This window comes from Rhodococcus sp. 05-2254-2 (assembly GCF_002259095.1).
Taxonomy (GTDB): Bacteria; Actinomycetota; Actinomycetes; order Mycobacteriales; family Mycobacteriaceae; genus Rhodococcoides.
The window spans coordinates 26,994-50,263 of sequence record NZ_NOZJ01000009.1; the positions used below are offsets into that span (position 1 = coordinate 26,994).

Below are 23,270 nucleotides of genomic sequence, written 5' to 3' on the forward strand. Positions count from 1 at the left end.
CTGCGCGACCCCGACGCCCATCATGCCGTCGACGACGGTAGCGTCCTGGAAATGGACGAGCACCTCATGGTCATCGATGACAACTACACCGGCGTCGTCTCTCAGGGCTCGCAGCCGCAGCGGCGAACGATTCCCGGAGCGACGATCACGAAGATGTCGGTCGGCCCCATGGACAACAACACCTACCTTGTCGTCTGTTCCGCAACAGGCCACTCGGTGCTGATCGACGCTGCAAACGAGGCCGACCGCATCTCGTCGCTCATCGACAGGAACGCGCCGACGCTCTCACTCATCGTGACGACTCATCAGCACGCCGACCACTGGCAGGCGCTGGCAGACATCGCCGGCGGTACGGACTCGCCGACCGCAGCCCACGAACTCGATGCAGGTCCCCTGCCTGTGGCTCCCGACCGCCTGCTCGCCGATCGGGACACCGTGTCGGTGGGAGAGCTCACGTTCGATGTGGTGCACCTGACCGGACACACTCCCGGCTCCATCGCACTCGCACTGACCGATGCCGAGGGCGCGCGCACCCACCTCTTCACCGGAGATTCCCTCTTTCCCGGTGGCGTCGGCAAGACGGACAGCCCCGAGGATTTCACCCGTCTGCTCGACGACGTGACAGCGAAACTGTTCGACCGCTTCGACGACGAGACCGTTGTCTACCCGGGGCACGGTAAGGACACGACGCTCGGTGCCGAGCGCCCTCACCTGGACGAGTGGCGCGCCAGGGGTTGGTAACGATCGGCGTGCTTGAGACCGCGAACCACGGGGTATGAATAGTGTGACAAAAGGACGCACAGGGGTAGGTTTTCGGACCGCCGTGCCGTCCATGGTTCCACCGCCGATGACACGAGAAACTACGCAGGAGGCTGTCAATGCTGGTCCGCCGTATCGCCCGTCCGCTGATGTCTACGATTTTCATCGCAGGGGGCGTCGACGCACTCCGTAATCCCACCGGCAAGGCCCAGGCCGCCACCCCGTTGATCGAGCAGGGCAAGGACGTCCTCCCCAACGAGGTCACCGCGAACGTGCCGAACGACCCGGAGACGCTGGTCCGTATCAACGGTGGAATCCAGGTCGCGGGTGGCATTCTGCTGGCCACCGGCAAGGCACCGCGCATCGCCTCGCTGGCTCTCGCCGGAAGTCTCGTACCGACGACGCTCGCCGGACACGCCTTCTGGAACGAGACCGACCCGGAGACCAAGGCTGCGCAGCGAATCCACTTCTTCAAGAACCTGAGCCTGCTCGGCGGACTGCTCATCGCAGCCGTCGACACCGAGGGCAAGCCGTCCGTCGCATGGCGTAGCAAGCGGGCAGCACGCCGCGCGCAGGAGACCGTCGTCTCGGCACTGCCGGGTCACTCCACCCATGAGACCGGTGAGCGCGTCAAGGAAATCGCAGCCGTCGCCGCGAGCCGCAGCGCCGATCTGGCCGAGGCTGCACAGCCGAAGCTGGCCAAGTTCGCCGATGCCGCCCAGCCCAAGTTGGCCAAGCTCGCCGATATCGCCACCGAGAAGGGCTCGGAGCTGGCCGACGTAGCTCAGCCGGCACTGAACCGCTGGGCTCACGTGGCCGCCGACAAGGGTTCGGTGCTCGCCGAGGAAGCACAGAAGCGTGGATCCAAGCTCGCCGAACTGGCCGCCGACCGCGGTAGCGACTTGGCCGACGAGGCACAGAAGCGCGGCTCCAAGCTCGCCGACAAGGCAGCCCATCGCGGGACCGACCTGGCGGAGCTCGCACAGAAGCGTGGCTCCAAGCTCGTCGACGTCGCTGCTGATCGTCGCGGCGAATTGGCCGATGTCGCGCAGAAGCGCGCGTCCAAGCTCGCCGATCTGGCGGCCGAGAAGGGTTCCGTCCTCGCCGACGAGGCGCAGAAGCGCGGAGTCACGTGGGCCGATCTGGCGTCCGATCGCGTCGACACGCTCAGCAAGCGCGCTCGCAAGCGCGCCGAGAAGCAGAGCAAGGAACTCGAGAAGGTGACCGAGCAGGCTCGCGCCAAGCTCGAGAAGCGAGTTGCCAAGGCTCAGAAGAACTTGGACAAGAAGCTGCAGCAGTACGCGAAGTAATTTTTCGCAGACAGCCACACAGCGACGTTCGCGTAGACGGCCCTGCCCCGGAACCAGCGGTTCTGCGGCAGGGCCGTTGTGCGGCGTAGACTGCTCTGGCTGATTTCGAGGCGATATCTTCGCCTCGGCCGAACTCCCGAGGAGACCCTTTGCCGGACGACGGCCACACATCGAGCGACTCCGTGGTGCCGCTCGAAGAAGACTTCGAGCAGGCGCATCTGACGCGGCTGTACACGCAGCTCGACGCGTTACGCGAGTATGCCGCGAACCGACTGCGCGCAGTGCTGTTGGAGACCGGCGGCACCCCGCAGGCCCGCAGCGAACGGGAATCGTTCAATCAGATGTACACCGAGGACATCGCCAAGTACGACGCCGCCGAGAACGGACTGTGCTTCGGGCGCATCGACCTCGATCCCGAGACCCTCGACCCCAAGGTCGACGACCGGCCCGAGCGATACATCGGCCGCGTCGGGATTCTCGACGACAAGAACGACTACGAGACACTGCTGCTCGACTGGCGAGCACCGATGGCCCGGCCGTTCTACCTGGCGACGCCCGCCGCACCCGAAAACGTGTTGCGTCGCAGACACATTCGTACCCGCGGCCGGCGAGTGACATCGATCGCCGACGAATTCCTCGACCTGAACTCCGCCCGATCGTCGAACGATGCCGCCGTGGCAGGCGGCGTCGCGAGCGAAGGCGCGCTGCTTTCGGCGCTCGATGCCGCACGTACCGGTCAGATGAACGACATCGTCGAGACGATCCAGAGCGAGCAGGACGCGATCATCCGATCGCAGCATCGCAGTGTGTTGGTGGTTCAGGGCGGACCGGGCACCGGCAAGACTGCCGTCGCGCTGCACCGCGCCGCCTATCTGCTCTACACCTACCGTCAGCAGCTCGGTAAGAGCGGCGTGCTGATCATCGGACCCAACGCCACGTTCCTCGATTACATCGGTCAGGTACTGCCGTCACTCGGCGAGACAGGCGTGCTGCTGTCCACGATCGGCGACCTCTACCCGGGAGTCCGCGCGCAACGCGAGGACTCGGCCGTGGCGACCGAGGTCAAGGGCAGGCTGTCGATGGTGGAGGTGCTGACCCAAGCGGTACGCGACCGTCAGGAAGTTCCCGCGCAGCCCCGTCGGCTGAAGTTCGACACCTACGACATCACGCTCGATCGCAAGATCGTCACCAGGGCTCGCGGCCGTGCCCGCTCGTCCCGGCGACCGCACAACCTGGCTCGTCCGCTGTTCGTGTCCTCGGTCATCGACCAGTTGGCCAACCAATTGGCAGCGAAACTCGGACAGAACCTCGTCGACGGGTCCAGCCTGCTCAGCGCCGACGACATCGCGGACATGCGCGACGAGATGCGCGAGGACCGGGACGTCATGGCCGCCGTCGACGAACTGTGGCCGGATCTGTCTCCCCAGCAGGTTCTCCGCGACCTGTTCGCCTCGCCCGAGAAAATCGCCTCGGCCGCGCCTGCACTGGACGAGATGGAGCGCGAAGCCCTCGTCCGCAGAGGCCACGGGTTCTCGTCGGCCGACGCTCCCCTGCTCGACGAACTCGCCGAGCTACTCGGCGTCGACGACGCGGCCGAACGTGAACAGGCACAACGTCAGTGGCGCGGCCAGATCGCCGACGCCCAGGGTGCCCTGGACATCCTGACCGGTTCGGCACCTCAGGACCTCGAGGACGAACTCGACCCGGAGATCCTGATGGCCTACGACCTCATCGACGCCGATCAGCTTGCGCGACGGCAGAATTCGGGCCAACGACTCACGACGGCCGAACGGGCCGCCGGTGACCGAACGTGGACCTACGGGCACGTGATCGTCGACGAAGCGCAGGAACTCTCTGCGATGGCGTGGCGAATGGTCATGCGGCGCATACCGAATCGGTGGATGACACTGGTGGGCGATACGGCGCAGACCGGTGATCCCGCCGGTACCTCGTCGTGGGGTTCGGTTCTGGAACCGTATGTGGCCAAGCGCTGGAAGCGAACCGAACTGACGGTGAACTATCGAACACCGTCGGAGATCATGACGGTGGCACACGACGTGTTGGCTGCCATCGACCCCCAGCAGTCCGAGCCGCGGTCCATCCGCAGCACCGGGGTACGACCGTGGGCCCAACGAGTGGCACCGGACGATCTGATCACCGCGGTCGAGAAGCGAGTGGCCGAGCACCCTCGCCCAGGCCTGAGTGCCGTGCTGGTTCCCGCAGGCCACGTCGACCGATTCCGCCATCTGGCATCGGAACTGGTCACCGTATCGACGGTCAAGGACGCCAAGGGACTGGAATTCGACTCGGTGCTGATCGTCGAACCCGGTGCCATCGTGGCGGATTCGGTCAAGGGTATGAACGACCTGTACGTGGCGCTCACCCGAGCGACTCAGCGACTCGGCGTCGTGCACGCGGACGCACTACCGGGTGAGCTCTCGGCGCTGCAGCCGTTCGAGCCGGAAGCCTAGAGAACCGCATACACCACCGGCCCGCTCCGTCGATTCGACAGAGCGGGCCGGTGGTGTGTGCAGCGTGCACTCAACGGACGGTGTGCACGATCAGAACGTCGCAGGTGGACTTGCGAGCGGCGTCCGACGGAACCGAACCCAACAGACGGCCCGTCAACGAGTTCAGGCCGCGGTTGCCGACGACGAGCAGGTCACCCTTGACCTCGTCCACGAGTGCCAGCAGCGACTCGACGGGAGCACCGACGATCGCCTTCTCCTCGATGTTCTTCGCACCGGCCTTGGTGGCGTGCTCGCGCGCCGTGCGCAGAATCTCACGCGTCGGTGCCGATCCGGTGATCTGGTAGGCGTCCTCGCGCAATGCGTCGGCGGCAGCGGACGTGTCCTTCGGATCGGCCGGGTAGTACGCACAAGCGATCACCAGGGTGGCAGCGGCGTCTCCCGCCAACGCCGCGGCCTTCTCCACTGCCCGCAGTGACGATTCGGAGCCATCGGTCCCGACGACGACGGTGCGGTAGGCGCTCATTCATTCCTCCATTTGTCGGTCACACACACAGATGTGACACTTCTGCTCGAACTCGATTGGTGCAAGTCACAGGACCGAAAAACGTGGTCCGGGGACTGATTCGCTGACATTAGCCGGAACCGGCCGATCGGCACGTGAACTTGGGGAACAACACGATCCGCGCCACTCACATACATTGGTTTCCATGCCGATTCCCCGCCCGCCACTGTCGAGACGGGCCATGACTGTCGGTGCCGCCGTGATTGCGGTTCTGGCTGTAGCCGCCCTCGCATTCGTACTCCTCCCCCAGGATTCGAGCGCCGACACATCCACGCGTGATGCGCGCATCACGCTACCGGACAGCCCCGGATCGACGGGCACCGTCGACATCGACGCTCGTCTGTACGTCCCCGCCGTCACCCCCGCTCCGACGGTGCTGCTCGCCCACGGCTTCGGCGGCAGCAAGGACTCGGTCGACGGCGAGGCACGTGACCTCGCAGCCCGCGGGTACACCGTGCTCGCCTACAGTGCACGCGGGTTCGGCGACAGCACGGGATCGATCTCTCTCAACGACCCCGACCGCGAGGTCGCCGACGCACGCGAACTCATCGACTGGCTCGCCGAACAACCGGAGGTGGAACTCGACGCCCCCGGTGACCCGCACGTGGGTGTCGCCGGCGGATCGTACGGCGGCGCACTGGCTCTGAGCGCAGGCGGCACCGACCCCCGGATCGATTCGATAGCCGCAGCGATCACCTGGAACGACCTGGGTCAGGCGCTGTTCCCCAACTACGGCGTCACCTCCGCCGAGGGCCGAGAGGCCCTCGGCGACACCGCCACCCCCGCAGCTGCCGAATACGGCGGACCCGGCGTCCTCAAGCGCGGCTGGGCGGGAGTGTTCTTCGGAGTGGGCGCGTCCGGTGCAGCACCGGCCGGCGACGGAAACGGCACCGACGGCACCCAAGCGGGCACCGCCGAGGAGACATCCGCCTGCGGACGGTTCGCACCCGAGTTCTGCGACGCCTACGCCCAGTCCGCAGTGACCGGAATACCCAGCCAACAGCTCCTCGATCTGCTCACGGCCCACTCGCCGGTCGCGGTGGCGTCGAACATCACCGCGCCGACCCTGCTGGTTCAGGGTAGCCAGGACACGCTGTTCGGTCTGGATCAGGCCGACGCGACGGCTCGTCAGATCGCGGCGGCCGGTGGGAACGTCACCGTGCGATGGTTCGACGGCGGTCACGACGCAGGTGGGACGGACGGCACGAGCGATCAGGCCATCGCCGACTTCTTCGACACGACCTTGCGTGAGAGCGATGCTGCTGCAGATAGCCAGCCGTTCGTCTACTCCACTCAGCGGGCAGCCGACGAGCGCGGTGGCGACCGCAACCGCCGAATGACGGCTCCCGACTACCCGGGGCTCATCCCCGACTCCGACCCCACCGAGACTCGATCGCTGACGTTCACTCCCGCTGCGGAGAACCAGTCGATCATCCGTCCGCCCGGAGCGTCGCCGTCGGCGATCTCGTCGATACCCGGTTTGGGCTCGGTGCTCTCGACCCTGGGATCGACCGGGGCCGGAGCAGCCCTGACCGCGGACCTGCCGGGCCAGTCTGCAACGTTCACCAGCGAACCCGTCGATTCGTCCGTGACGGTCACCGGTGTGCCGCGGGTGAATCTGCGGGTGGCGTCGTTGGCCTCGCCGGGTCAAGCGGTCCTGTTCGCGAAGCTCTACGACGTTGCGCCGAACGGCACGAGAACGCTTCCGGGCGGGGCTGTCTCGGCGATCCGCCTGCCCGACACCGAGGGCATCGATCCCGTCGATGTCACCGTTGCCCTGCCGGGCATCAGCTACCTCGTCCAGCAGGGTCATCGCCTCGAACTGAGCATCTCCACCACCGATCAGGCGTACGCCGTGCCGCTCGAACCCGCACAGTTCAGCGTGGCCATGACCGACAACACCATCGCGTTGCCCACCGTCCCCGCGGAAGCGAGCGCCAACAGCACCGTTCCGGTGGCACCACTGATAGGCATCGGGATCGTCCTGCTCGCGGTCGCCGGTGCGATCGTGACCGGGGTCGTTTGGACCAGACGCCGCGCGGTCGCCGAAGTGGACGAGAGTCTGACCGACACTCCTCTGGTGATCACCGATCTGGCCAAGACGTACTCCAACGGCTTTCGCGCAGTCGACGGCGTCAGCTTCGAGGTGAAGCAGGGCCAGGTTCTGGGTCTGCTCGGGCCGAACGGTGCAGGCAAGACCACCACCCTGCGCATGTTGATGGGCCTGATCACTCCCACCGGTGGTGACATCAGGGTCTTCGGCCACAAGGTGACGCCAGGCGCACCGGTGCTGTCCAGGTTGGGCTCCTTCGTCGAGGGGTCGGGGTTCCTGCCGCACCTGACCGGAACACAGAATCTGCGGCTGTACTGGGAAGCGACCGGTCGCCCGATCGAGGACGCCCATGTCGAGGAAGCCCTCGAGATCGCAGACCTCGGCACCGCGATCGAACGCAAGGTCAAGTCGTACAGCCAAGGCATGCGGCAGAGGCTCGCCATCGCCCAGGCGATGCTGGGGTTGCCGGATCTGATGGTCCTGGACGAGCCGACCAACGGACTCGACCCACCGCAGATCAGGACGATGCGCGACGTGCTGATCAACTACGCGAAAACCGGACGAACCGTGTTGGTGTCGAGCCATCTCCTCGCCGAAGTGGAGCAGACCTGCACCCACGTGGTCGTCATGAATTGCGGATCGGTGATCAGTTCCGGCACTGTGCGCGAACTGACCGCGGCAGGCGGACAAACGGAGATCAGGGTCGACGACGCCACCCGCGCGCAGTCGGTGCTCGGTACCTCCGGCCACGAGGGCGCAGTGATCGTCGACGACGGCACGGTGACCGTCGACCTGACCGACGCCGATGCCGCCGTCGTGATCCGAGAGCTCGTCACCGCGGGGATCTCGGTGCGCGGATTCTCGCAATCGACGCGCCTCGAAGACGTGTTCCTCGACCTCGTCCACCGAGACACCCCAGGGTCTTCCACCAGCAAGGATCGTTCATGAGCACCACACACGCAGACGGGCGCGCTGCCGGATACACCGGCGGTAGCACCTTGCCGTTCCGTACCGAGCTACGCAGGCAACTGGGACGTCGACGCACTCAGCTGGCGATCGGCTTCCTGGCGCTGCTGCCGGTAATTCTCGCCATCGCCTTCACCGTCGGCAGCTCGAGTGCGGACTCGGATGCCGATGGGCTCATCGAGCTCGGCACCCGCGGTGGCATGAACTTCACGGTCTTCGCTCTGTTCATGTCCGTGGGCTTTCTGCTGATCGTGGTGGTGGCCCTGTTCTTCGGCGACTCGGTGGCAAGCGAAGCCTCGTGGTCGAGCCTGCGGTACCTGCTGGCCATTCCCGTGCCCAGGAGTCGACTGCTGACGCAGAAGGCACTGGTGTCGGCGACGCTGTCCAGTGTTGCGATCCTGGTGCTCGTCGGGGTGTCCCTGCTGATCGGCACCGTGATGTACGGCGCGGAATCGTTGATCACCCCGCTGGGCGAGGGGCTGCCCTACGGCACCTCACTGGTTCGGCTACTGATCGCGGTCGCGTACATCGGCATCAACCTGCTGTGGGTCGCGGGCCTGGCCATGCTGCTGTCCGTGCTCACCGACGCCCCTCTCGGGGCCGTCGGCGGTGCGGTGATGACGTCGATTCTGATGCAGATTCTCGACCAGATCACGGCACTGGGATCACTCCGCAACTACCTGCCCGGGCACTACGCCAATTCGTGGATCGATGCATTCGGCACGAGCATCGACTGGAACGACATGGTGGTCGGTTCGTTCTCGGCCGTCACGTACGCAGCCGTGTTCGGGTTGATCGCGTGGCGACGTTTCGGCACCAAGGATATCACCAGCTGAGGCGGCCTACTTCTTCTTGATTGCGGGCCCGAAGACACCCTCGGGAATGACGCCCGCACCGACGATCGTCTCGCGCCACGGCGTCGCGAGCGAAACCAGCCGAGCGGCACCGTCCTCGCCGAGGGCGGCCCACGGTGCAACTGCGAGGTCGTTGGTGATGTCCTCGACCAACGTACGGAGATCTTTCCCGTCCTGGGTCAGCGCACCGTCGGACGAGAGCAGCTCACGGTCGGCCAGAGACGCGACCGCCCCGTCCCACTGCTCGGTCGACCATCCGCGACGCTTGCGGGCGAACTCCTTCTCGAAGCCGTAGCCGGTGGCGGTATGGGTGATGAGTGCTTCGAGACCGCTCAGTCCCGCCGTCTGCAGCGCCGCGAGGTGACCGTCGCCGCGGTATTCGCGGATCAGAGTCAGGGCGTGCCACAGCACGAGATGCGGAGCTGTCGGCCAGTCGAGCTCGGCATACGCGGCGTACAGGGGTCGGCCGTCGTCACCGGGAATGCCACGGGCTGCGATCGATGCCAGGTCTGCGGCCTCGGCCATGTCCGCGGACGTCAGGACCTCGGGCCCGAGCAGTCGGGCGAAGGCGGCATCGAGCGTGTCGTACCGGATTGCCATGATCTCGTCGGGCGACGCGATATCCCAGGCGGCCGGAATGAGCGGCGCGATCAGTTCACGATTGAAGTTGTAGAACGTAGCGGTGACGACACCTGCACCGACCCGCCCCAGAGGCGCTGCCCGGCCCGCGAAATAGCAGGCCCGCGGCGGCAACCCTGCGGCGACGAGAGCGTCCTGCGTCTCCGGAAGGAAATAGGTCATCGAGTGAATGAGCTCGAGCGCGCGAGAGGTGCGGCCGGCGGTGGTTGCGTCCATCGTTGAACCGTAACCGAACCTATTTGAGGCCTGCCGCATCCATCCCGCGCAGCTCCTTCTTCAGATCCTGGATCTCGTCGCGCAGTCGGCCGGCGAGCTCGAACTTGAGCTCGCGTGCCGCGTTCATCATCTGATCGGTCATGTTCTTGATCAGATCGGCCAGTTCGGCGCGGGGCATCGACGAGACGTCCTGGCCCTCGTACACCCCGGTGCTGACCGACCGGCCCGCCTCGCCCTGCGCTCGCCGACCCCGGCTGGAGTTGCGCCCGGATCCCCCGACTTCGACGACCGACTCGGTGTCCTCGGCTTCCTGGTACACCTGGTCGAGGATGTCGGCGATCTTCTTGCGCAGCGGCTGAGGGTCGACGCCTCGTTCCTTGTTGTACGCGATCTGCTTCTCACGCCGACGCTCGGTTTCCTCGATCGCGTAGGTCATGGAGTCGGTCATCTTGTCGGCGTACATGTGGACCTCGCCGGAGACGTTTCGGGCGGCACGGCCGATGGTCTGGATGAGGCTGGTGCCGCTCCGGAGGAAGCCTTCCTTGTCGGCGTCGAGAATCGCCACCAGCGAGACCTCGGGCAGGTCGAGACCCTCACGGAGCAGGTTGATGCCGACCAGCACGTCGTACTCGCCGAGTCGGAGCTGCCGGAGCAGTTCGACGCGGCGCAGCGTATCGATGTCGGAGTGCAGGTAGCGGACACGAATGCCCAGTTCGAGCAGGTAGTCGGTCAGATCCTCCGACATCTTCTTGGTCAGCGTGGTCACCAGCACACGCTCGTCCTTCTCCGCGCGTTCTCGAATCTGATGGACCAGGTCGTCGATCTGGCCCTTGGTCGGTTTGATGACGACCTTGGGATCGACGAGTCCGGTCGGACGGATCACCTGCTCGACGAACTCTCCCCCGGTCTGGCCCAGCTCGTACTTTCCCGGAGTTGCCGAGAGGTAGACCGTCTGACCGATCCGCTGAGTGAACTCCTCCCACGTCAACGGCCGATTGTCGGTCGCGGACGGCAGGCGGAACCCGAAGTCGACGAGGTTGCGCTTGCGGGACATGTCGCCCTCGTACATCGCCCCGATCTGCGGAACCGTCACGTGAGACTCGTCGATGACGAGCAGAAAGTCCTCGGGAAAGTAATCGATCAACGTGGCAGGCGCGGTACCTGCACCGCGTCCGTCGATGTGCCGCGAGTAGTTCTCGATACCCGAGCAGAACCCGACCTGCTTGATCATCTCCAGGTCGTATTGCGTCCGCATCCGCAGCCGCTGAGCCTCGAGCAGCTTTCCCTTGCCCTCCAGCTCCGCGAGCCGACCTTCGAGTTCGGCTTCGATGTCCTTGACGGCCCGTTCCATCCGCTCCGGCCCGGCAACGTAGTGCGTGGCCGGGAAGATGCGCACCGAATCGACCTGCCGAACGATGTCGCCGGTCAGCGGATGGAGGTAGTACAGCGCTTCGATCTCGTCGCCGAAGAACTCGATGCGAATCGCCAGTTCCTCGTAGGACGGAATGATCTCGACCGTGTCACCACGAACTCTGAACGATCCGCGGGTGAAGGCCATGTCGTTGCGGGTGTACTGCACGTCCACGAGCAACCGGAGCAGCGCGTCACGCTGCACTTCGACGTTTACCTCGAGTTCGATCGACCGATCGACGTAGGACTGCGGGGTACCGAGACCGTAGATGCACGACACCGACGCCACCACGACCACATCGCGGCGCGAGAGCAGAGATGCCGTCGCCGAGTGCCGCAGCCGCTCGACATCGTCGTTGATCGACGAGTCCTTCTCGATGTAGGTGTCGGTCTGCGCGATGTACGCCTCGGGCTGGTAGTAGTCGTAGTACGAGACGAAGTATTCGACTGCGTTGTTGGGCAACATGTCTCGCAGTTCGTTCGCCAACTGCGCCGCCAAGGTCTTGTTCGGTGCCATCACCAAAGTGGGGCGCTGCAGCTTCTCGATGAGCCAGGCAGTGGTGGCCGACTTACCGGTACCGGTGGCACCGAGCAGTACGACGTCCTTCTCGTCCGCCTTGATCCGCCGTTCCAGCTCGGCGATGGCGGTCGGCTGATCGCCTGCCGGCGTGTGTTCGCTGACGACCTCGAACGCCGGTCCGGTGCGCTCGATTGCGCCTACCGGACGGTGCTCGGAGTGCGCGACAACGGGATGTTCGGATGCAAACGCCATTTCACAAGCGTAGACGCGACCACCGACAAGTTCCGTCGGGCAGACCCCGGACGTCGGTTCCCGGTAGCTTCTACAGGCATGGTCGCTCACACGTCAGCCGGTGCGCACACCGTCGTTCATGCCCCCAAGCACGAGACGTTCGACCTCGTCGCCAAGACGAACGTGGATCCCAAGGGGTTCGTCCGTGTCGTCGACGAATACCGCGTCGAGCCGTGGGGGCTGTACATGGCCCGCCCGTCCGATCACGCCCACTTCGACTACCTGGAGTCCTGGTTGCTGCCCGCTCTGGGGCTACGGGCCTCGGTGTTCCACTATCTGCCCGCGCACGCCCGCGATCAGGACTACTACGTCGACATCGGCGAGTACACCGCCGGCGCCACCCGATGGACATCCGTCGACCACTATCTCGACCTCAGCGTGCGTACCGGCCGCGATTACGACCTGCTCGACGTCGACGAGCTGTTCGACGCTCGGGTGGCGCGCCATCTCGACACCCCCACGGCCGAGCTCGCGCTGGCCAGATCGATCACGGCCATCGAAGGACTGATGCGGCACGACTACGACCTGAACGCGTGGCTCGCATCCCTCGGAATGCCGACCGAGTGGAACGGCAAGCCGTCCTGACTCGGTCGGCCCCGATTCACGCGGTCCAGTCGGTCTGCTCCGCCCACTGCCATGCCCGACGGTATGCCACATCGAACCATGGGGCTTTCGCGTTCTCGTAGGCCTCGATGGCCGAGCCGAAGTCGGTGATTCCGGCAGCGGCCTCGGAGGCGCGTCGCTTGATTCCGGCGTATTCGGTGGTGATGTTGTCGTCCGCTCGCAGCCAGTCCCGGAACAGCAGGGCGAACGTCTGATTCGGCCAGCCGTCGACCCGGATATGTACGTTCGCCGGCCGGCCGGGGTCTGCGCTGCCGTGAAAACGCTTGGCCCACACGGCAGGATCGGCTTCTCCGCCGATTCCGTATGCGGGCTTTGGATAGTCGAAGTTGCTGGCCTCTCGCCGAGGGAACCCTGCCACGCGCAGCTGCTCGGCGACAGCATCGGCGTCGTCGAGCCCGCGCACGGTGATCTGAATGTCGATGACATCCTTCGCGTCGAGACCGGGCACCGCGGTGGAGCCGATGTGGTCGATTCGGACCGCTTTGTCCGCGCAGGCAAGGGCCAGGCGCGAGATGATGCGTCGGGCCTGCGATTCCCACGTGGGGTCGGCCGTCACCTGTTCCGGATGAACGCGCGCGATGATCCCCTCCCTGATGTTGCGCTCGAAGGGAATCAGGCGCTCGTTCCACAGGGCTCGGACGACGTCGTCGACGCTGCCTGGCGCACCGGTGTTGTCGATCCACACGTCTGCTGCAGCGCGGCGCGCATCATCGGTTGCCTGCGCTGCGATCCGCGCGCGAGCGTCGGCCTCGGGCATGCCTCGCTGTCCCGTCAGACGACGCACCCGTTCCTCGGCGTCGACCCACACGATGACCACGAGGTGAAAGAACGGGCCCATCGATCCCTCCACGAGGAGCGGAATGTCCTGCACCACTACGGCATCCGGCGCTGCACCGTCGATGATCGCGGCGGTGCGCTCGCCGACCAACGGATGAACGATGGCGTTGAGCTTCTTGCGGGATTCCTCGTCGCCGAATGCCTTGGTCGCCAACGCCGGACGGTCGAGCGAGCCGTCGGGTGCGAGAATGTCGACTCCGAAGGTGTCCGTCAGTCGTTGCAGCCCAGGCGTTCCCGGCTCCACGACTTCACGGGCAAGCACATCGGAGTCGACGAGCACTCCCCCGAGTTCGGTCAGCACCTTGGCAACGGTCGATTTTCCGGCACCTATTCCACCGGTCAGTCCCAGTCTCAGCATGCAACCAGTCTGACACTCGAACACGCCGAATCACACCAGCCTCAAATGCACCGTTTTCGGAGGTGGGTCGGTTATCTTCGACGGGCGAGACCTCGATGTGCCGACCCACAGCTATTGAAAAGGACACCCATGCGAAGCAATCAGATCCAACCGGGTCGGCACCGCCTTGGCATGGATGCAGGCGTTCATTGCATTCTCATCCCGGAAGTAGCCTCGGCGTTGGCCGACCATCGGCGTAACTGGTTCACCAACCTCCTGACCCCCGCCCGCCACAGCTTCGCCAGCATGCGCAAGCGCACGGAGAGCGTCGGCCAGTGGAGTCCAGCCACCGCCGCGTAGTTCGCACTCCCCCTCACACATGGGCCCGGTTCATCGGAACCGGGTCCATCGTCGTGTCCGCAGCTTCTCTGCTCCCCTGATTCGAAACGAGAAAGCCCCGGTTCTCACGTGGAGAACCGGGGCTCGGTGTCACACCCTCACGGGTGGACCACTTCTATCAGGCGTTGCCCGACAGCTTCTCGCGAAGTGCAGCGAGCTGCGCATCGCTGGCCAGCGAACCACCGGTCGAGGCCGGAGCCGACGCTGCGGGAGCGTCGCCTTCTGCATCGGCGGGGGCCTGACCCGACTCGGAGGAGTAGTTGGTGTTGGCGGCTTCGGCAGCTTCGTCCTTGGCCGTCTTCTCCATCTGAGCGGTGTGCATCTTGTGGCGACGCTCCGCCTCGGCGTAGCGACCTTCCCACTCTTCACGCTGCTTCTCGTAACCTTCGAGCCATTCGTTGGTCTCGGAGTCGAAGCCCTCGGGGAAGATGTAGTTGCCACCCTCGTCGTACGAGTCGGCCATGCCGTACTTGGACGGATCGAACTCTTCTGCGTAGTCCTCGTTGGCCTGCTTGAGGCTCAACGAAATCCGGCGACGCTCGAGATCGATGTCGATGACCTTGACGAGTGCGTCGTCGCCGACACCCACGACCTGGTCCGGAACCTCCACGTGGCGCTCGGCCAGCTCGGAGATGTGCACGAGGCCCTCGATGCCCTCTTCGACGCGCACGAATGCACCGAAGGGAACGAGCTTGGTGACCTTGCCGGGCACGATCTGGCCGATCGCGTGGGTGCGAGCGAACTGGCGCCACGGATCTTCCTGAGTTGCCTTGAGCGACAGCGAAACACGCTCGCGGTCCAGGTCGACGTCGAGAACCTCGACGGTGACCTCGGTGCCGACCTCGACAACCTCGGACGGGTGATCGATGTGCTTCCAGGACAGCTCGGAGACGTGCACGAGTCCGTCGACGCCACCCAGGTCCACGAAGGCACCGAAGTTGACGATGGAGGACACGACGCCCTTGCGGACCTGGCCCTTCTGGAGCTGGTGCAGGAACTCGCTGCGGACCTCGGACTGGGTCTGCTCGAGCCATGCGCGGCGCGACAGGACCACGTTGTTGCGGTTCTTGTCGAGCTCGATGATCTTGGCCTCGATCTCCTTGCCGACGTACGGCTGGAGGTCGCGGACGCGACGCATCTCGACGAGCGAGGCGGGAAGGAAGCCACGAAGACCGATGTCCAGGATGAGTCCACCCTTGACGACCTCGATGACGGTGCCCTTGACGGCCTCGTCCTTCTCCTTGAGCTCCTCGATCGTGCCCCAAGCGCGCTCGTACTGAGCTCGCTTCTTGGACAGGATCAGACGGCCTTCCTTGTCCTCCTTGGTGAGGACGAGTGCTTCGATCTCATCTCCAACGGAGACGACCTCGTTGGGGTCGACGTCGTGCTTGATGGAGAGCTCGCGGGAAGGAATGACGCCTTCGGTCTTGTAACCGATGTCGAGTAGAACCTCGTCACGATCGACCTTGACGATGGTGCCCTCGACGATGTCACCATCGTTGAAGTACTTGATCGTGGCGTCGATGGCGGCGAGAAAATCCTCTGCGGAGCCGATATCGTTGACGGCTACCTGCGGTGAGGTTGTGGTTGAGGGCATGTGTTGAGTTGCTCCGGACGGGTTGGGTATCGGTTGATGGATGTTCGGTCGGACTTGGTGAAACGTGTGCAACACGAGCATCTTCGGCGAATCCGTTGCCGGATCCGTGTGCGCCGAGGTCGAGGGAACCCGACCTGGGCGCAGCATGAACACACTCGCGTTGAACAGGGTACGCGATGCCGCAGTACCAGCACAAACCCGGTTAGAGTCGGCGTGTGACCGATCTTTCCACACCGTCGTCCACTCCCGGCCGCGGCCGAATCGATTCGGTCGCGAGTGACCGCGCGAGTCGTCTCTGGTGGGATTCCGACGCCGAGAGCTACCACCGTACGCACGGCGCGTTTCTCGGAGTGTCGACCGAATCCGGGGAGTTCGTCTGGTGCCCGGAGGGGCTGCACGAGGGCGACGTGCATCTGCTGGGCGACGTCGCGGGCAAGGACGTCCTCGAAGTGGGCTGCGGCAGTGCACCGTGCGCCCGCTGGCTCGGAACCCAGGGTGCGCGCGCGATCGGTCTCGACATCTCGATGGGCATGTTGCAGCGCGGCGTCGATGCAATGGCCGCGGGCGGGTCGACGGTTCCGCTGGTGCAGGCCAGTGCCGAGTCCTTACCGTTTGCCGACGAGCGGTTCGACATCGTCTGCTCGGCCTTCGGTGCGGTGCCGTTCGTCGCGGACTCCGCCAATGTGATGAAGGAAGTCGCGCGGGTACTGCGGCCGGGCGGGATCTGGGTGTTCGCCGTCAACCATCCGATGCGCTGGGTGTTCCCCGACGATCCCGGGGTCGGCGGTCTGACCGCGACGATTCCGTACTTCGATCGAACCCCGTACGTCGAATACGACGCCGACGGGACTCCCAACTACGTGGAGCACCACCGGACGATCGGTGACCGCGTGCGCGAGCTGGTCGCCGCAGGTCTCGAGGTGCGCGACATCGTCGAACCGGACTGGCCGGAATGGCTCGACCGCGAGTGGGGACAGTGGAGTCCACTGCGCGGGCAGCTCTTTCCGGGCACCGCGATCTTCAGCAGCCGCAAACCGCTCTGACCGAGTGCGCCGCGATCAGCGCCGGTGCACCCGGGCTTCCACGGCCTCGGTGAATGCGCTGGTCGACGCCTGCCCACCGAGGTCGGCTGTCGCGACCCCGGATTCGACCGTGGCGTCGACGGCGTCACGGATCCGGCCGGCGGCCGCGGCCAGCCGATCGTCCGTGTGGCGCGGGGCGAGCCACTCGAGCAGCATTGCAGCGGACAGGAAGAGTGCCGTCGGATTGGCCCGGTTCTTCCCTGCGATGTCCGGGGCCGATCCGTGCGAGGCCTGCGCCATCGCCCGAGTTTCCGAGGAATTGATCGACGGCGCCGTGCCGAGCGACCCGGACAACTCGCCCGTCAGGTCCGACAGGATGTCCCCGAACATGTTCTCGGCCACGATGACGTCGTAGTCCTCACCGCGTCGAACCAGGTGTGCCGCCAACGCGTCGACGTGCTCCTCGGTGACCTCGACGTGCGGGAAGTGCTCGCTCACCGCGCGGCACGCATCACGGAACAGTCCCGTCGTCATCGACAACACGTTGGTCTTGTGCACGATGGTCAGCGTGCGACGGCGCCGGTCTGCCAGCGAGAACGCCTCGCGTGCAATGCGTTCACACGCGGGGCGGGTGAACACTCCGACTGCCAGCGCCACATCGGGAGTCGGCATGAACTCGCCACTGCCGACGAACATGTTGCGATCGGCGTAGAAGCCTTCGGTGTTCTCCCGCACCACCACCAGATCCATCCGCGGGGACATAGCCCGCACGCCGGCCAGTGCTCTTGCCGGCCGGATGTTGGCGAACAAGTCGAAATTCTTGCGAATCCGTCCACCGGGCGTCAGCTGCGAACGGAACGGCTCCGGATACGACGCACTGTCGTGCGGTCCCAGAATCCAGCATTCGAGTGCGGACAGTTCTCCCAACGTGCTGTCGGGTATCGGCATTCCGTGCTGGTCGATGGCGTCCAGGCCCAGCGGCAGGTGCACCCAGTCGACGGCCGGTCCGCCGACGGCCGCCAGTGCCGCGTCGACCACCCGGATAGTTGCGGGCACGATTTCGTGGCCGATCCCGTCGCCGGTCATGGCCCCGATCCGTATCGTCGTTGCATTCCGGCCGTCCGTCTGCGACATCATGGTCTCCATGGTGCAGTCCGCAGAACTCCTACTCGACTCCGGCCTCGACGCAGCAGTTCGCCGCGAGTGGGCGGCGCTGTCCGAGGCCGGCCTCCCGAGCCAGAACCGGCACCGCGGGGACTCGAATCGCCCACACATCACCGTCGCGGTGGCGTCGTCGATGCCCGTCGCGGTGGACGACGGCGCAGCGATCCGCTTCGATCCGCTCGGTGTGCGCCTCGGTGGCCTCGTCGTGTTCGGCGGTCGGGCGATCACTCTGGCCCGCCTGGTCGTTCCGAGCGTCGAATTGCTCGACCTACACGCCAGGGTGCACGCAGCCGTGGGCACGGGATCGTTCGACAACGTCGACCTCGGCCGTTGGACGCCGCACGTGACACTGGCCAGGCGATTGACGTCCGAGCAGGCAGGATCGGCCGTGCGACTGCTGTCGACGAGCATCGAGGACCTGGTGGGCTCCGCCGTGGCCCTGCGTCGATGGGACGGTGAAGCCAAGCGCGAATGGCGGATCGGCTGACCCCGGGCACCCTAGAACCGGAAGTCGCCGAACTGGGTCACCTCCGCGTGGGTATCGGGAGCGAGGCCTGCGAGCACGACGGCGTCGAGGGCCAGGAACAGCAGCACAACTACCAATACAATTGTCATGCCGCAAGCTTCCAACCTGCGAAGAATGCGCACGAGTGGCAGTAATGCCATATATCGACGACTTTCTGCCATACTTCTTTTCATGCTGAAACGAGTGGTTGTCGCGCTGATGCCGTTGACCGAACAGTTCGAGCTGGGCGTCGCCTGCGAGGTGTTCGGATTCGATCGCTCGGACGAGGGCCTACCCACCTACGACTTCTCTCTGATCGCAGGTGTCCCCCAACCGATCCGCACCCGCGTCGGTTACACCATCGACGTGCCGCACGATCTCGACAGTCTCGACAGCGCCGATCTGATCATCATTCCGGCCGGTGGCACCGAGACGGCTGTGGACGGCAGCTTCGTGTGCGGAACCGAATACGACGCATCCATCGAACCCCTGCTGGCCAAGCTTCGCGCAGCGGTGGAACGAGGCGCGATGGTCGCGAGCCTGTGCAACGGTGCTTTCGTACTCGGCAAAGCGGGACTTCTCGACGGCAGACCCTGCACGACGCATTGGCGGCACTCCGCCTCACTGGCCGCAAAATACCCCCTGGCACAGGTGGATCCGAACGTCCTCTACGTGGATGCGGGCAACGTACTCACCAGCGCAGGGACGGCAGCCGGAATCGACCTGTGCCTGCACATCGTGCGCAAGTACCAGGGCAGCGTCGTGGCCAACGGGATCGCTCGCCGGATGGTCGTTCCTCCGCATCGTGATGGCGGCCAGGCTCAATTCGTCACCAGTCCGCTGCCCGCCACTCGTACCGAGACACTGGCTCCGCTGCTGGACTGGATGACCGAGAACCTCGACTCCGAGCTGACCATCGGTCGACTGGCGGCGCGGGTGAACATGTCGGCGCGAACCTTCGCCCGCAAGTTCGCGGCCGAAACCGGAACCACACCCGCGCGCTGGCTCAACGACCAACGAGTACTGGCGGCGCAGCAGCTGTTGGAGAACTCGGACCTGCCGATGGATTCGATCGCCGAGGTGGTCGGTTTCGGCAATGCCGCGGCCCTGCGGCAGCATTTCGTGAGGTTGCGATGCACCACGCCGAATGCGTATCGCCGCACGTTCCGTGCCGCACCCCAGCCCGCCTGACGCAGGCGCTCCGACCCGACCGGGATGATTCCGGTCAATACCTGCGTTGAGACACACCAGAAGCGCAATCAATCGAAAGGGACCGCGTGGCCACTCAGACTTTGACCCAGCAGAATTTCGACGAGATCGTGACGAACAACGACGTGGTGTTGGTCGATTTCTGGGCGTCCTGGTGCGGACCGTGCCGCCAGTTCGCGCCGACGTTCGAGAAGTCGTCCGACGCGCACCCCGACGTGGTGCACGCCAAGGTGGACACCGAGGCCGAGCAGGGACTTGCTGCCGCGGCGCAGATCCAGTCGATCCCGACGATCATGGCGTTCCGCGAAGGAATTCTGGTGTACGCACAGCCCGGTGCACTGCCTGCGCCGGCGCTCGAGGACCTCGTCGGTCAGATCAAGGCACTCGACATGGACGTCGTGCGCCAGCAGATCGCCGAGCAGGCTCCCGCGGCGGAGTAGTTTTTCGTCGCTGCACACGACGCGAAGGGCCGCTCACCGAATTCGGTGAGCGGCCCTTCGTCGTTCTTCCTGCGCGGCCTCGAATCAGTGCGCAGCGGCATCCCAGCTGCGGCCGGTGCCGACCGAGACTTCCAAGGGCACCGACAGTTCGATGGCCGAGGACATCTTGTCGCGTACGAGCGCTTCGACTTCCTCACGCTCGGATTCGACGACCTCGAGCACCAGTTCGTCGTGGACCTGCAACAGCATTCGTGACTTCAGCGTCGACTCCGCCAGTGATCGGTGCACGTCGATCATCGCGACCTTGATGATGTCTGCGGCGGTGCCCTGGATCGGGGCGTTGAGAGCTGCCCGCTCGGCGACCTCGCGGCGCTGACGGTTGTCGCTGTTGAGATCGGGCAGGTAGCGGCGCCTGCCGTACAGCGTGGAGGTGTATCCCACCTTGCGCGCTTCCTCGACGGCGTTGCGCAGGTAGTCACGGACACCACCGAACCGCGCGAAGTACGCCTCCATCTGCTGCTTCGCCTCGTCGGTGGAGATCTTGAGCTGCGCGGCGAGACCGAATGCGCTGAGTCCGTATGCCAATCCGTACGACATCGCCTTGACCCGGCGACGCAGTTCGGGGGTGACCTCCTCGATCGGCACGCCGAACGCCCGGGCACCGACGAAACTGTGCAGATCCTCGCCGGTGTTGAACGCCTCGATCAGACCTTCGTCGCCGGATACGTGCGCCATGATGCGCATTTCGATCTGGCTGTAGTCGGCAGTGAGCAGCGTGTCGTATCCGGCCCCGACGACGAAGCCGTCACGGATGTGGCGTCCCGCCTCGTTGCGTACCGGAATGTTCTGCAGGTTCGGCTCGGTGGACGACAGTCGTCCGGTGGCCGCGACCGTCTGGTTGAACGTGGTGTGAATGCGTCCGTCGTCGGCGACGGATTTCAGCAGGCCGTCGACCGTGACCTTCATCCGCGTCGCGTCCCGGTGATCGAGCAGGAATTTCAGGAACGGATGCTCGGTCTTCTCGAACAGCCCCTGCAGCGCATCGGCATCGGTGGTGTACCCGGTCTTCGTCTTCTTCGTCTTGGGCATGTCGAGTTCCTCGAACAGCACCACCTGCAACTGCTTCGGAGATCCGAGGTTGATCTGCTTGTCGATCACGCCGTAGGCGGAGTTCGCGGCCTCGTCCACCTGCGCGGCGAATCCGGACTGCAGCGCGCGGAGGTGATCACCGTTCACGGCGATACCCGTTGCCTCGACATCGGCCAACACCGTCAGCAGCGGCAGCTCCATCTCGGAGAGCAGGGTGGTCGACTCGATGGCGGCGAGCTCGGCGTCCAACGCATCGGCCAGGTCGATCACGGCCCGCGCCTTGAGAATCTCTCCCTCCGCGAACGCCGCATCGGCGGTGTCCTCCGCGTCGAGCAACGACATCTGACCTTCTCCCGCATCCTCGACGCGGAGTTCGCGCTTGAGGTAGCGCAACGACAGGTCGTCGAGATTGAACGATCGCTGACCGGGCCGCACCAGGTACGCCGCCAGTGCGGTGTCGGTGGTCAAGCCGCCGAGGGTCCAGCCGCGCCCACGAACCGCATGCAGAGCCCACTTGGCCTCGTGCAAGGCCTTGGGTTGCGCTGCATCTGCGAGCCAGGCCGCGAGTGCCTGCTCGTCGGATTCGTCCAGAGCGGTCGTCGTGACGAACGCGCCCTCGCCGTCGGCCGCGGCGATCGCCACCGACGTCGCATCGCTGTCGAACGGCCGACGCGGGCCGAGAATCGACAGCCCACTACGCCTGCCGTCGGCTGCGTGTTCCGCGAGCCATGCGGCCAGTTCACCCGGTGCGACGATGCCGCCGCGGACGTCGAACCCTTCCTCCGCCTCGGGTTCGACCGACGCGAGTGTCTCGAACAACCGGTCCCGCAGAATGCGGAACTCCAGGTCGTCGAACAAGGCGTGGATCTTCTCGCGGTCCCACGGAGCGAGTTCGAGCTGATCGGGGGTGTAGGGCAACGGCACATCTCGGACCATCTCGGTGAGCTCGCGGTTGAGCACCACGCTCGACAGGTTGGCGCGCAGTGCATCTCCCACCTTGCCCTTGACCTTGTCCACGTTGTCGACAAGGGCGGTGAGGGAACCGTATTCGATGATCCACTTGGTCGCCGTCTTCTCGCCGACACCAGGAATGCCAGGAAGGTTGTCGCTCGGGTCTCCGCGCAGGGCCGCGAAGTCAGGGTACTGCGACGGCGTCAACCCGTACTTGGTGGCGACCTCGTCGGGAGTGAACCGAGTCAGATCCGAGACGCCCTTGCGCGGATACAACACCGTGACGTTGTCGGTCACCAGCTGCAGCGCATCGCGGTCGCCGGTGACCACCAGGACGCGGTAGCCGAGCGCCTCTGCCTGGGTCACCAGAGTGGCGATGATGTCGTCCGCCTCGAAGCCGGCCTCTGCCATCACCGGAATACCCATGGCCCCGAGTACGTCCTTGGTGATGTCGACCTGGCCGGCGAACTCGTCCGGGGTCTTGCTGCGGTTGGCCTTGTACTCGGGGAACCGCTCGGCGCGGAAGGTCTGCCGCGAGACGTCGAACGCCGCCGCGATGTGCGTCGGTTTCTCGTCCCGCAGCAGATTGATCAACATCGAGGTGAACCCGTACACGGCGTTGGTGGACTGACCGCTGGTGGTCTTGAAGTTGTCCGCAGGCAACGCGAAGAAGGCACGGAACGCCATCGAGTGGCCGTCGATGAGCAGCAACGTGGGCCGCTCCCCGCCCGCCTTCGCGTCGGTATCGGCTGCGGGCGCTGCACTTTTCTCCGTTACTGGGCTCACGGTTGACCAGTCTAGGGAGCGGGTCCGACAACTCGAAGCCGGATGCAGGCGCCGCGACGCGATCGCTCTCACGGCGCGCGTCGTGCACCGCGAAACACAACCGATACTTTCCGGAAATCTCAGTCGCCGATTTTGCGTCGTTTCAGCGGATAGAGTCCGACAATTGCAGTAAATCCCCAACCCGTGACTCAACGACAACCGTCCGGAGGACGTGCGTGGCTCCAAATGTTCGATGGACCAGAAAGGTGCAACCGCCGAG

General features: G+C 65.2%; 18 protein-coding genes. 11 read left to right on the top strand and 7 right to left on the bottom strand.

Annotation, left to right across the window (positions count from 1 at the left end; all coding sequences use genetic code 11):
* Positions 1-51: 51 nt before the first annotated feature.
* The 3 genes from CH283_RS14760 to CH283_RS14770 all read left to right on the top strand — a co-directional run bounded on the left by CH283_RS14760 (position 52) and on the right by CH283_RS14770 (position 4,540).
* Positions 52-741 (top strand): MBL fold metallo-hydrolase, encoded by a 690-nt coding sequence (locus tag CH283_RS14760; protein ID WP_094640075.1) that lies wholly within the window; start codon positions 52-54, stop codon positions 739-741.
* Positions 742-878: 137 nt separating this feature from the next.
* Entirely contained in the window at positions 879-2,069 is a 1,191-nt protein-coding gene (locus CH283_RS14765) for a DoxX family protein (RefSeq protein ID WP_068050978.1), read from the top strand.
* Positions 2,070-2,218: 149 nt separating this feature from the next.
* The gene (locus tag CH283_RS14770) at positions 2,219-4,540 is read left to right on the top strand and encodes a HelD family protein (protein WP_094640076.1); all 2,322 of its coding nucleotides are present in this window, start codon (positions 2,219-2,221) and stop codon (positions 4,538-4,540) included.
* A gap of 70 nt (positions 4,541-4,610) precedes the next feature.
* Here CH283_RS14770 and CH283_RS14775 read toward each other — a convergent pair whose 3' ends face one another.
* Positions 4,611-5,063 carry a universal stress protein gene (locus CH283_RS14775; protein WP_068050983.1) on the bottom strand — a complete coding sequence of 151 codons (453 nt, stop codon included), beginning with the start codon at positions 5,061-5,063 and terminating at the stop codon, positions 4,611-4,613.
* A gap of 184 nt (positions 5,064-5,247) precedes the next feature.
* Between CH283_RS14775 and CH283_RS14780 the strand changes: the two genes are divergently transcribed.
* On the top strand, positions 5,248-8,103 hold the full coding sequence (locus CH283_RS14780; RefSeq protein ID WP_094640077.1) for an alpha/beta fold hydrolase: 2,856 nt from the start codon (positions 5,248-5,250) through the stop codon (positions 8,101-8,103).
* Positions 8,100-8,957 (top strand): ABC transporter permease, encoded by an 858-nt coding sequence (locus tag CH283_RS14785; protein WP_094640078.1) that lies wholly within the window; start codon positions 8,100-8,102, stop codon positions 8,955-8,957. Before CH283_RS14780 ends, CH283_RS14785 begins: the two co-directional genes overlap by 4 nt.
* Before the next feature lie 6 nt (positions 8,958-8,963).
* On the opposite strand, the gene CH283_RS14790 is transcribed toward CH283_RS14785, so the two are convergent.
* On the bottom strand, positions 8,964-9,830 hold the full coding sequence (locus tag CH283_RS14790; protein WP_094640079.1) for an SCO6745 family protein: 867 nt from the start codon (positions 9,828-9,830) through the stop codon (positions 8,964-8,966).
* A 19-nt stretch (positions 9,831-9,849) separates the two neighbouring features.
* Entirely contained in the window at positions 9,850-12,012 is a 2,163-nt protein-coding gene (gene uvrB / locus CH283_RS14795) for an excinuclease ABC subunit UvrB (RefSeq protein ID WP_094640080.1), read from the bottom strand.
* A 78-nt stretch (positions 12,013-12,090) separates the two neighbouring features.
* On the opposite strand from uvrB, the gene CH283_RS14800 reads away from it, so the two are divergent.
* A complete protein-coding gene (locus tag CH283_RS14800; RefSeq protein ID WP_094640081.1) occupies positions 12,091-12,636 on the top strand; it encodes a DUF402 domain-containing protein in 546 nt (181 codons plus the stop codon).
* Positions 12,637-12,652: 16 nt separating this feature from the next.
* On the opposite strand, the gene coaE is transcribed toward CH283_RS14800, so the two are convergent.
* Complete coding sequence (coaE, locus tag CH283_RS14805) at positions 12,653-13,870, bottom strand: dephospho-CoA kinase (protein ID WP_094640082.1); 1,218 nt, start codon at positions 13,868-13,870, stop codon at positions 12,653-12,655.
* Between the two features lie 129 nt (positions 13,871-13,999).
* On the opposite strand from coaE, the gene CH283_RS14810 reads away from it, so the two are divergent.
* A complete protein-coding gene (locus CH283_RS14810) occupies positions 14,000-14,209 on the top strand; it encodes a hypothetical protein (RefSeq protein ID WP_068050934.1) in 210 nt (69 codons plus the stop codon).
* Between the two features lie 157 nt (positions 14,210-14,366).
* On the opposite strand, the gene rpsA is transcribed toward CH283_RS14810, so the two are convergent.
* Positions 14,367-15,845 (bottom strand): 30S ribosomal protein S1, encoded by a 1,479-nt coding sequence (rpsA, locus tag CH283_RS14815; RefSeq protein ID WP_027497255.1) that lies wholly within the window; start codon positions 15,843-15,845, stop codon positions 14,367-14,369.
* 215 nt (positions 15,846-16,060) lie between these two features.
* On the opposite strand from rpsA, the gene CH283_RS14820 reads away from it, so the two are divergent.
* Positions 16,061-16,888 carry a class I SAM-dependent methyltransferase gene (locus CH283_RS14820; protein ID WP_068051863.1) on the top strand — a complete coding sequence of 276 codons (828 nt, stop codon included), beginning with the start codon at positions 16,061-16,063 and terminating at the stop codon, positions 16,886-16,888.
* 15 nt (positions 16,889-16,903) lie between these two features.
* Here the strand turns inward: CH283_RS14820 and CH283_RS14825 are convergent, their stop codons facing one another.
* On the bottom strand, positions 16,904-18,001 hold the full coding sequence (locus CH283_RS14825; RefSeq protein WP_094640382.1) for an isocitrate/isopropylmalate dehydrogenase family protein: 1,098 nt from the start codon (positions 17,999-18,001) through the stop codon (positions 16,904-16,906).
* Positions 18,002-18,011: 10 nt separating this feature from the next.
* Between CH283_RS14825 and CH283_RS14830 the strand changes: the two genes are divergently transcribed.
* The 3 genes from CH283_RS14830 to trxA all read left to right on the top strand — a co-directional run bounded on the left by CH283_RS14830 (position 18,012) and on the right by trxA (position 20,185).
* Positions 18,012-18,518: a 2'-5' RNA ligase family protein gene (locus CH283_RS14830; RefSeq protein ID WP_094640383.1), complete on the top strand. Its 507-nt coding sequence runs from the start codon at positions 18,012-18,014 to the stop codon at positions 18,516-18,518.
* A 210-nt stretch (positions 18,519-18,728) separates the two neighbouring features.
* On the top strand, positions 18,729-19,727 hold the full coding sequence (locus tag CH283_RS14835) for a helix-turn-helix domain-containing protein (protein ID WP_068051869.1): 999 nt from the start codon (positions 18,729-18,731) through the stop codon (positions 19,725-19,727).
* Positions 19,728-19,813: 86 nt separating this feature from the next.
* Positions 19,814-20,185 (top strand): thioredoxin, encoded by a 372-nt coding sequence (gene trxA, locus CH283_RS14840; RefSeq protein WP_037192657.1) that lies wholly within the window; start codon positions 19,814-19,816, stop codon positions 20,183-20,185.
* An 84-nt stretch (positions 20,186-20,269) separates the two neighbouring features.
* Here the strand turns inward: trxA and polA are convergent, their stop codons facing one another.
* Entirely contained in the window at positions 20,270-23,011 is a 2,742-nt protein-coding gene (polA, locus tag CH283_RS14845; protein WP_094640083.1) for a DNA polymerase I, read from the bottom strand.
* Between the last annotated feature and the right edge of the window lie 259 nt (positions 23,012-23,270).

Bases quoted from the DNA above. Each gene is read 5' to 3' on its own strand.
- CH283_RS14825 (WP_094640382.1), bottom strand. From the start codon at position 18,001: ATGTCGCAGACGGACGGCCGGAATGCAACGACGATACGGATCGGGGCC.
- rpsA (WP_027497255.1), bottom strand. From the start codon at position 15,845: ATGCCCTCAACCACAACCTCACCGCAGGTAGCCGTCAACGATATCGGC.
- CH283_RS14785 (WP_094640078.1), top strand. From the start codon at position 8,100: ATGAGCACCACACACGCAGACGGGCGCGCTGCCGGATACACCGGCGGT.
- uvrB (WP_094640080.1), bottom strand. From the start codon at position 12,012: ATGGCGTTTGCATCCGAACATCCCGTTGTCGCGCACTCCGAGCACCGT.
- CH283_RS14765 (WP_068050978.1), top strand. From the start codon at position 879: ATGCTGGTCCGCCGTATCGCCCGTCCGCTGATGTCTACGATTTTCATC.
- CH283_RS14800 (WP_094640081.1), top strand. From the start codon at position 12,091: ATGGTCGCTCACACGTCAGCCGGTGCGCACACCGTCGTTCATGCCCCC.
- CH283_RS14780 (WP_094640077.1), top strand. From the start codon at position 5,248: ATGCCGATTCCCCGCCCGCCACTGTCGAGACGGGCCATGACTGTCGGT.
- CH283_RS14830 (WP_094640383.1), top strand. From the start codon at position 18,012: ATGGTGCAGTCCGCAGAACTCCTACTCGACTCCGGCCTCGACGCAGCA.
- coaE (WP_094640082.1), bottom strand. From the start codon at position 13,870: ATGCTGAGACTGGGACTGACCGGTGGAATAGGTGCCGGAAAATCGACC.
- CH283_RS14775 (WP_068050983.1), bottom strand. From the start codon at position 5,063: ATGAGCGCCTACCGCACCGTCGTCGTCGGGACCGATGGCTCCGAATCG.
- CH283_RS14810 (WP_068050934.1), top strand. From the start codon at position 14,000: ATGCGAAGCAATCAGATCCAACCGGGTCGGCACCGCCTTGGCATGGAT.
- CH283_RS14760 (WP_094640075.1), top strand. From the start codon at position 52: ATGGACGAGCACCTCATGGTCATCGATGACAACTACACCGGCGTCGTC.
- CH283_RS14790 (WP_094640079.1), bottom strand. From the start codon at position 9,830: ATGGACGCAACCACCGCCGGCCGCACCTCTCGCGCGCTCGAGCTCATT.
- CH283_RS14835 (WP_068051869.1), top strand. From the start codon at position 18,729: ATGCTGAAACGAGTGGTTGTCGCGCTGATGCCGTTGACCGAACAGTTC.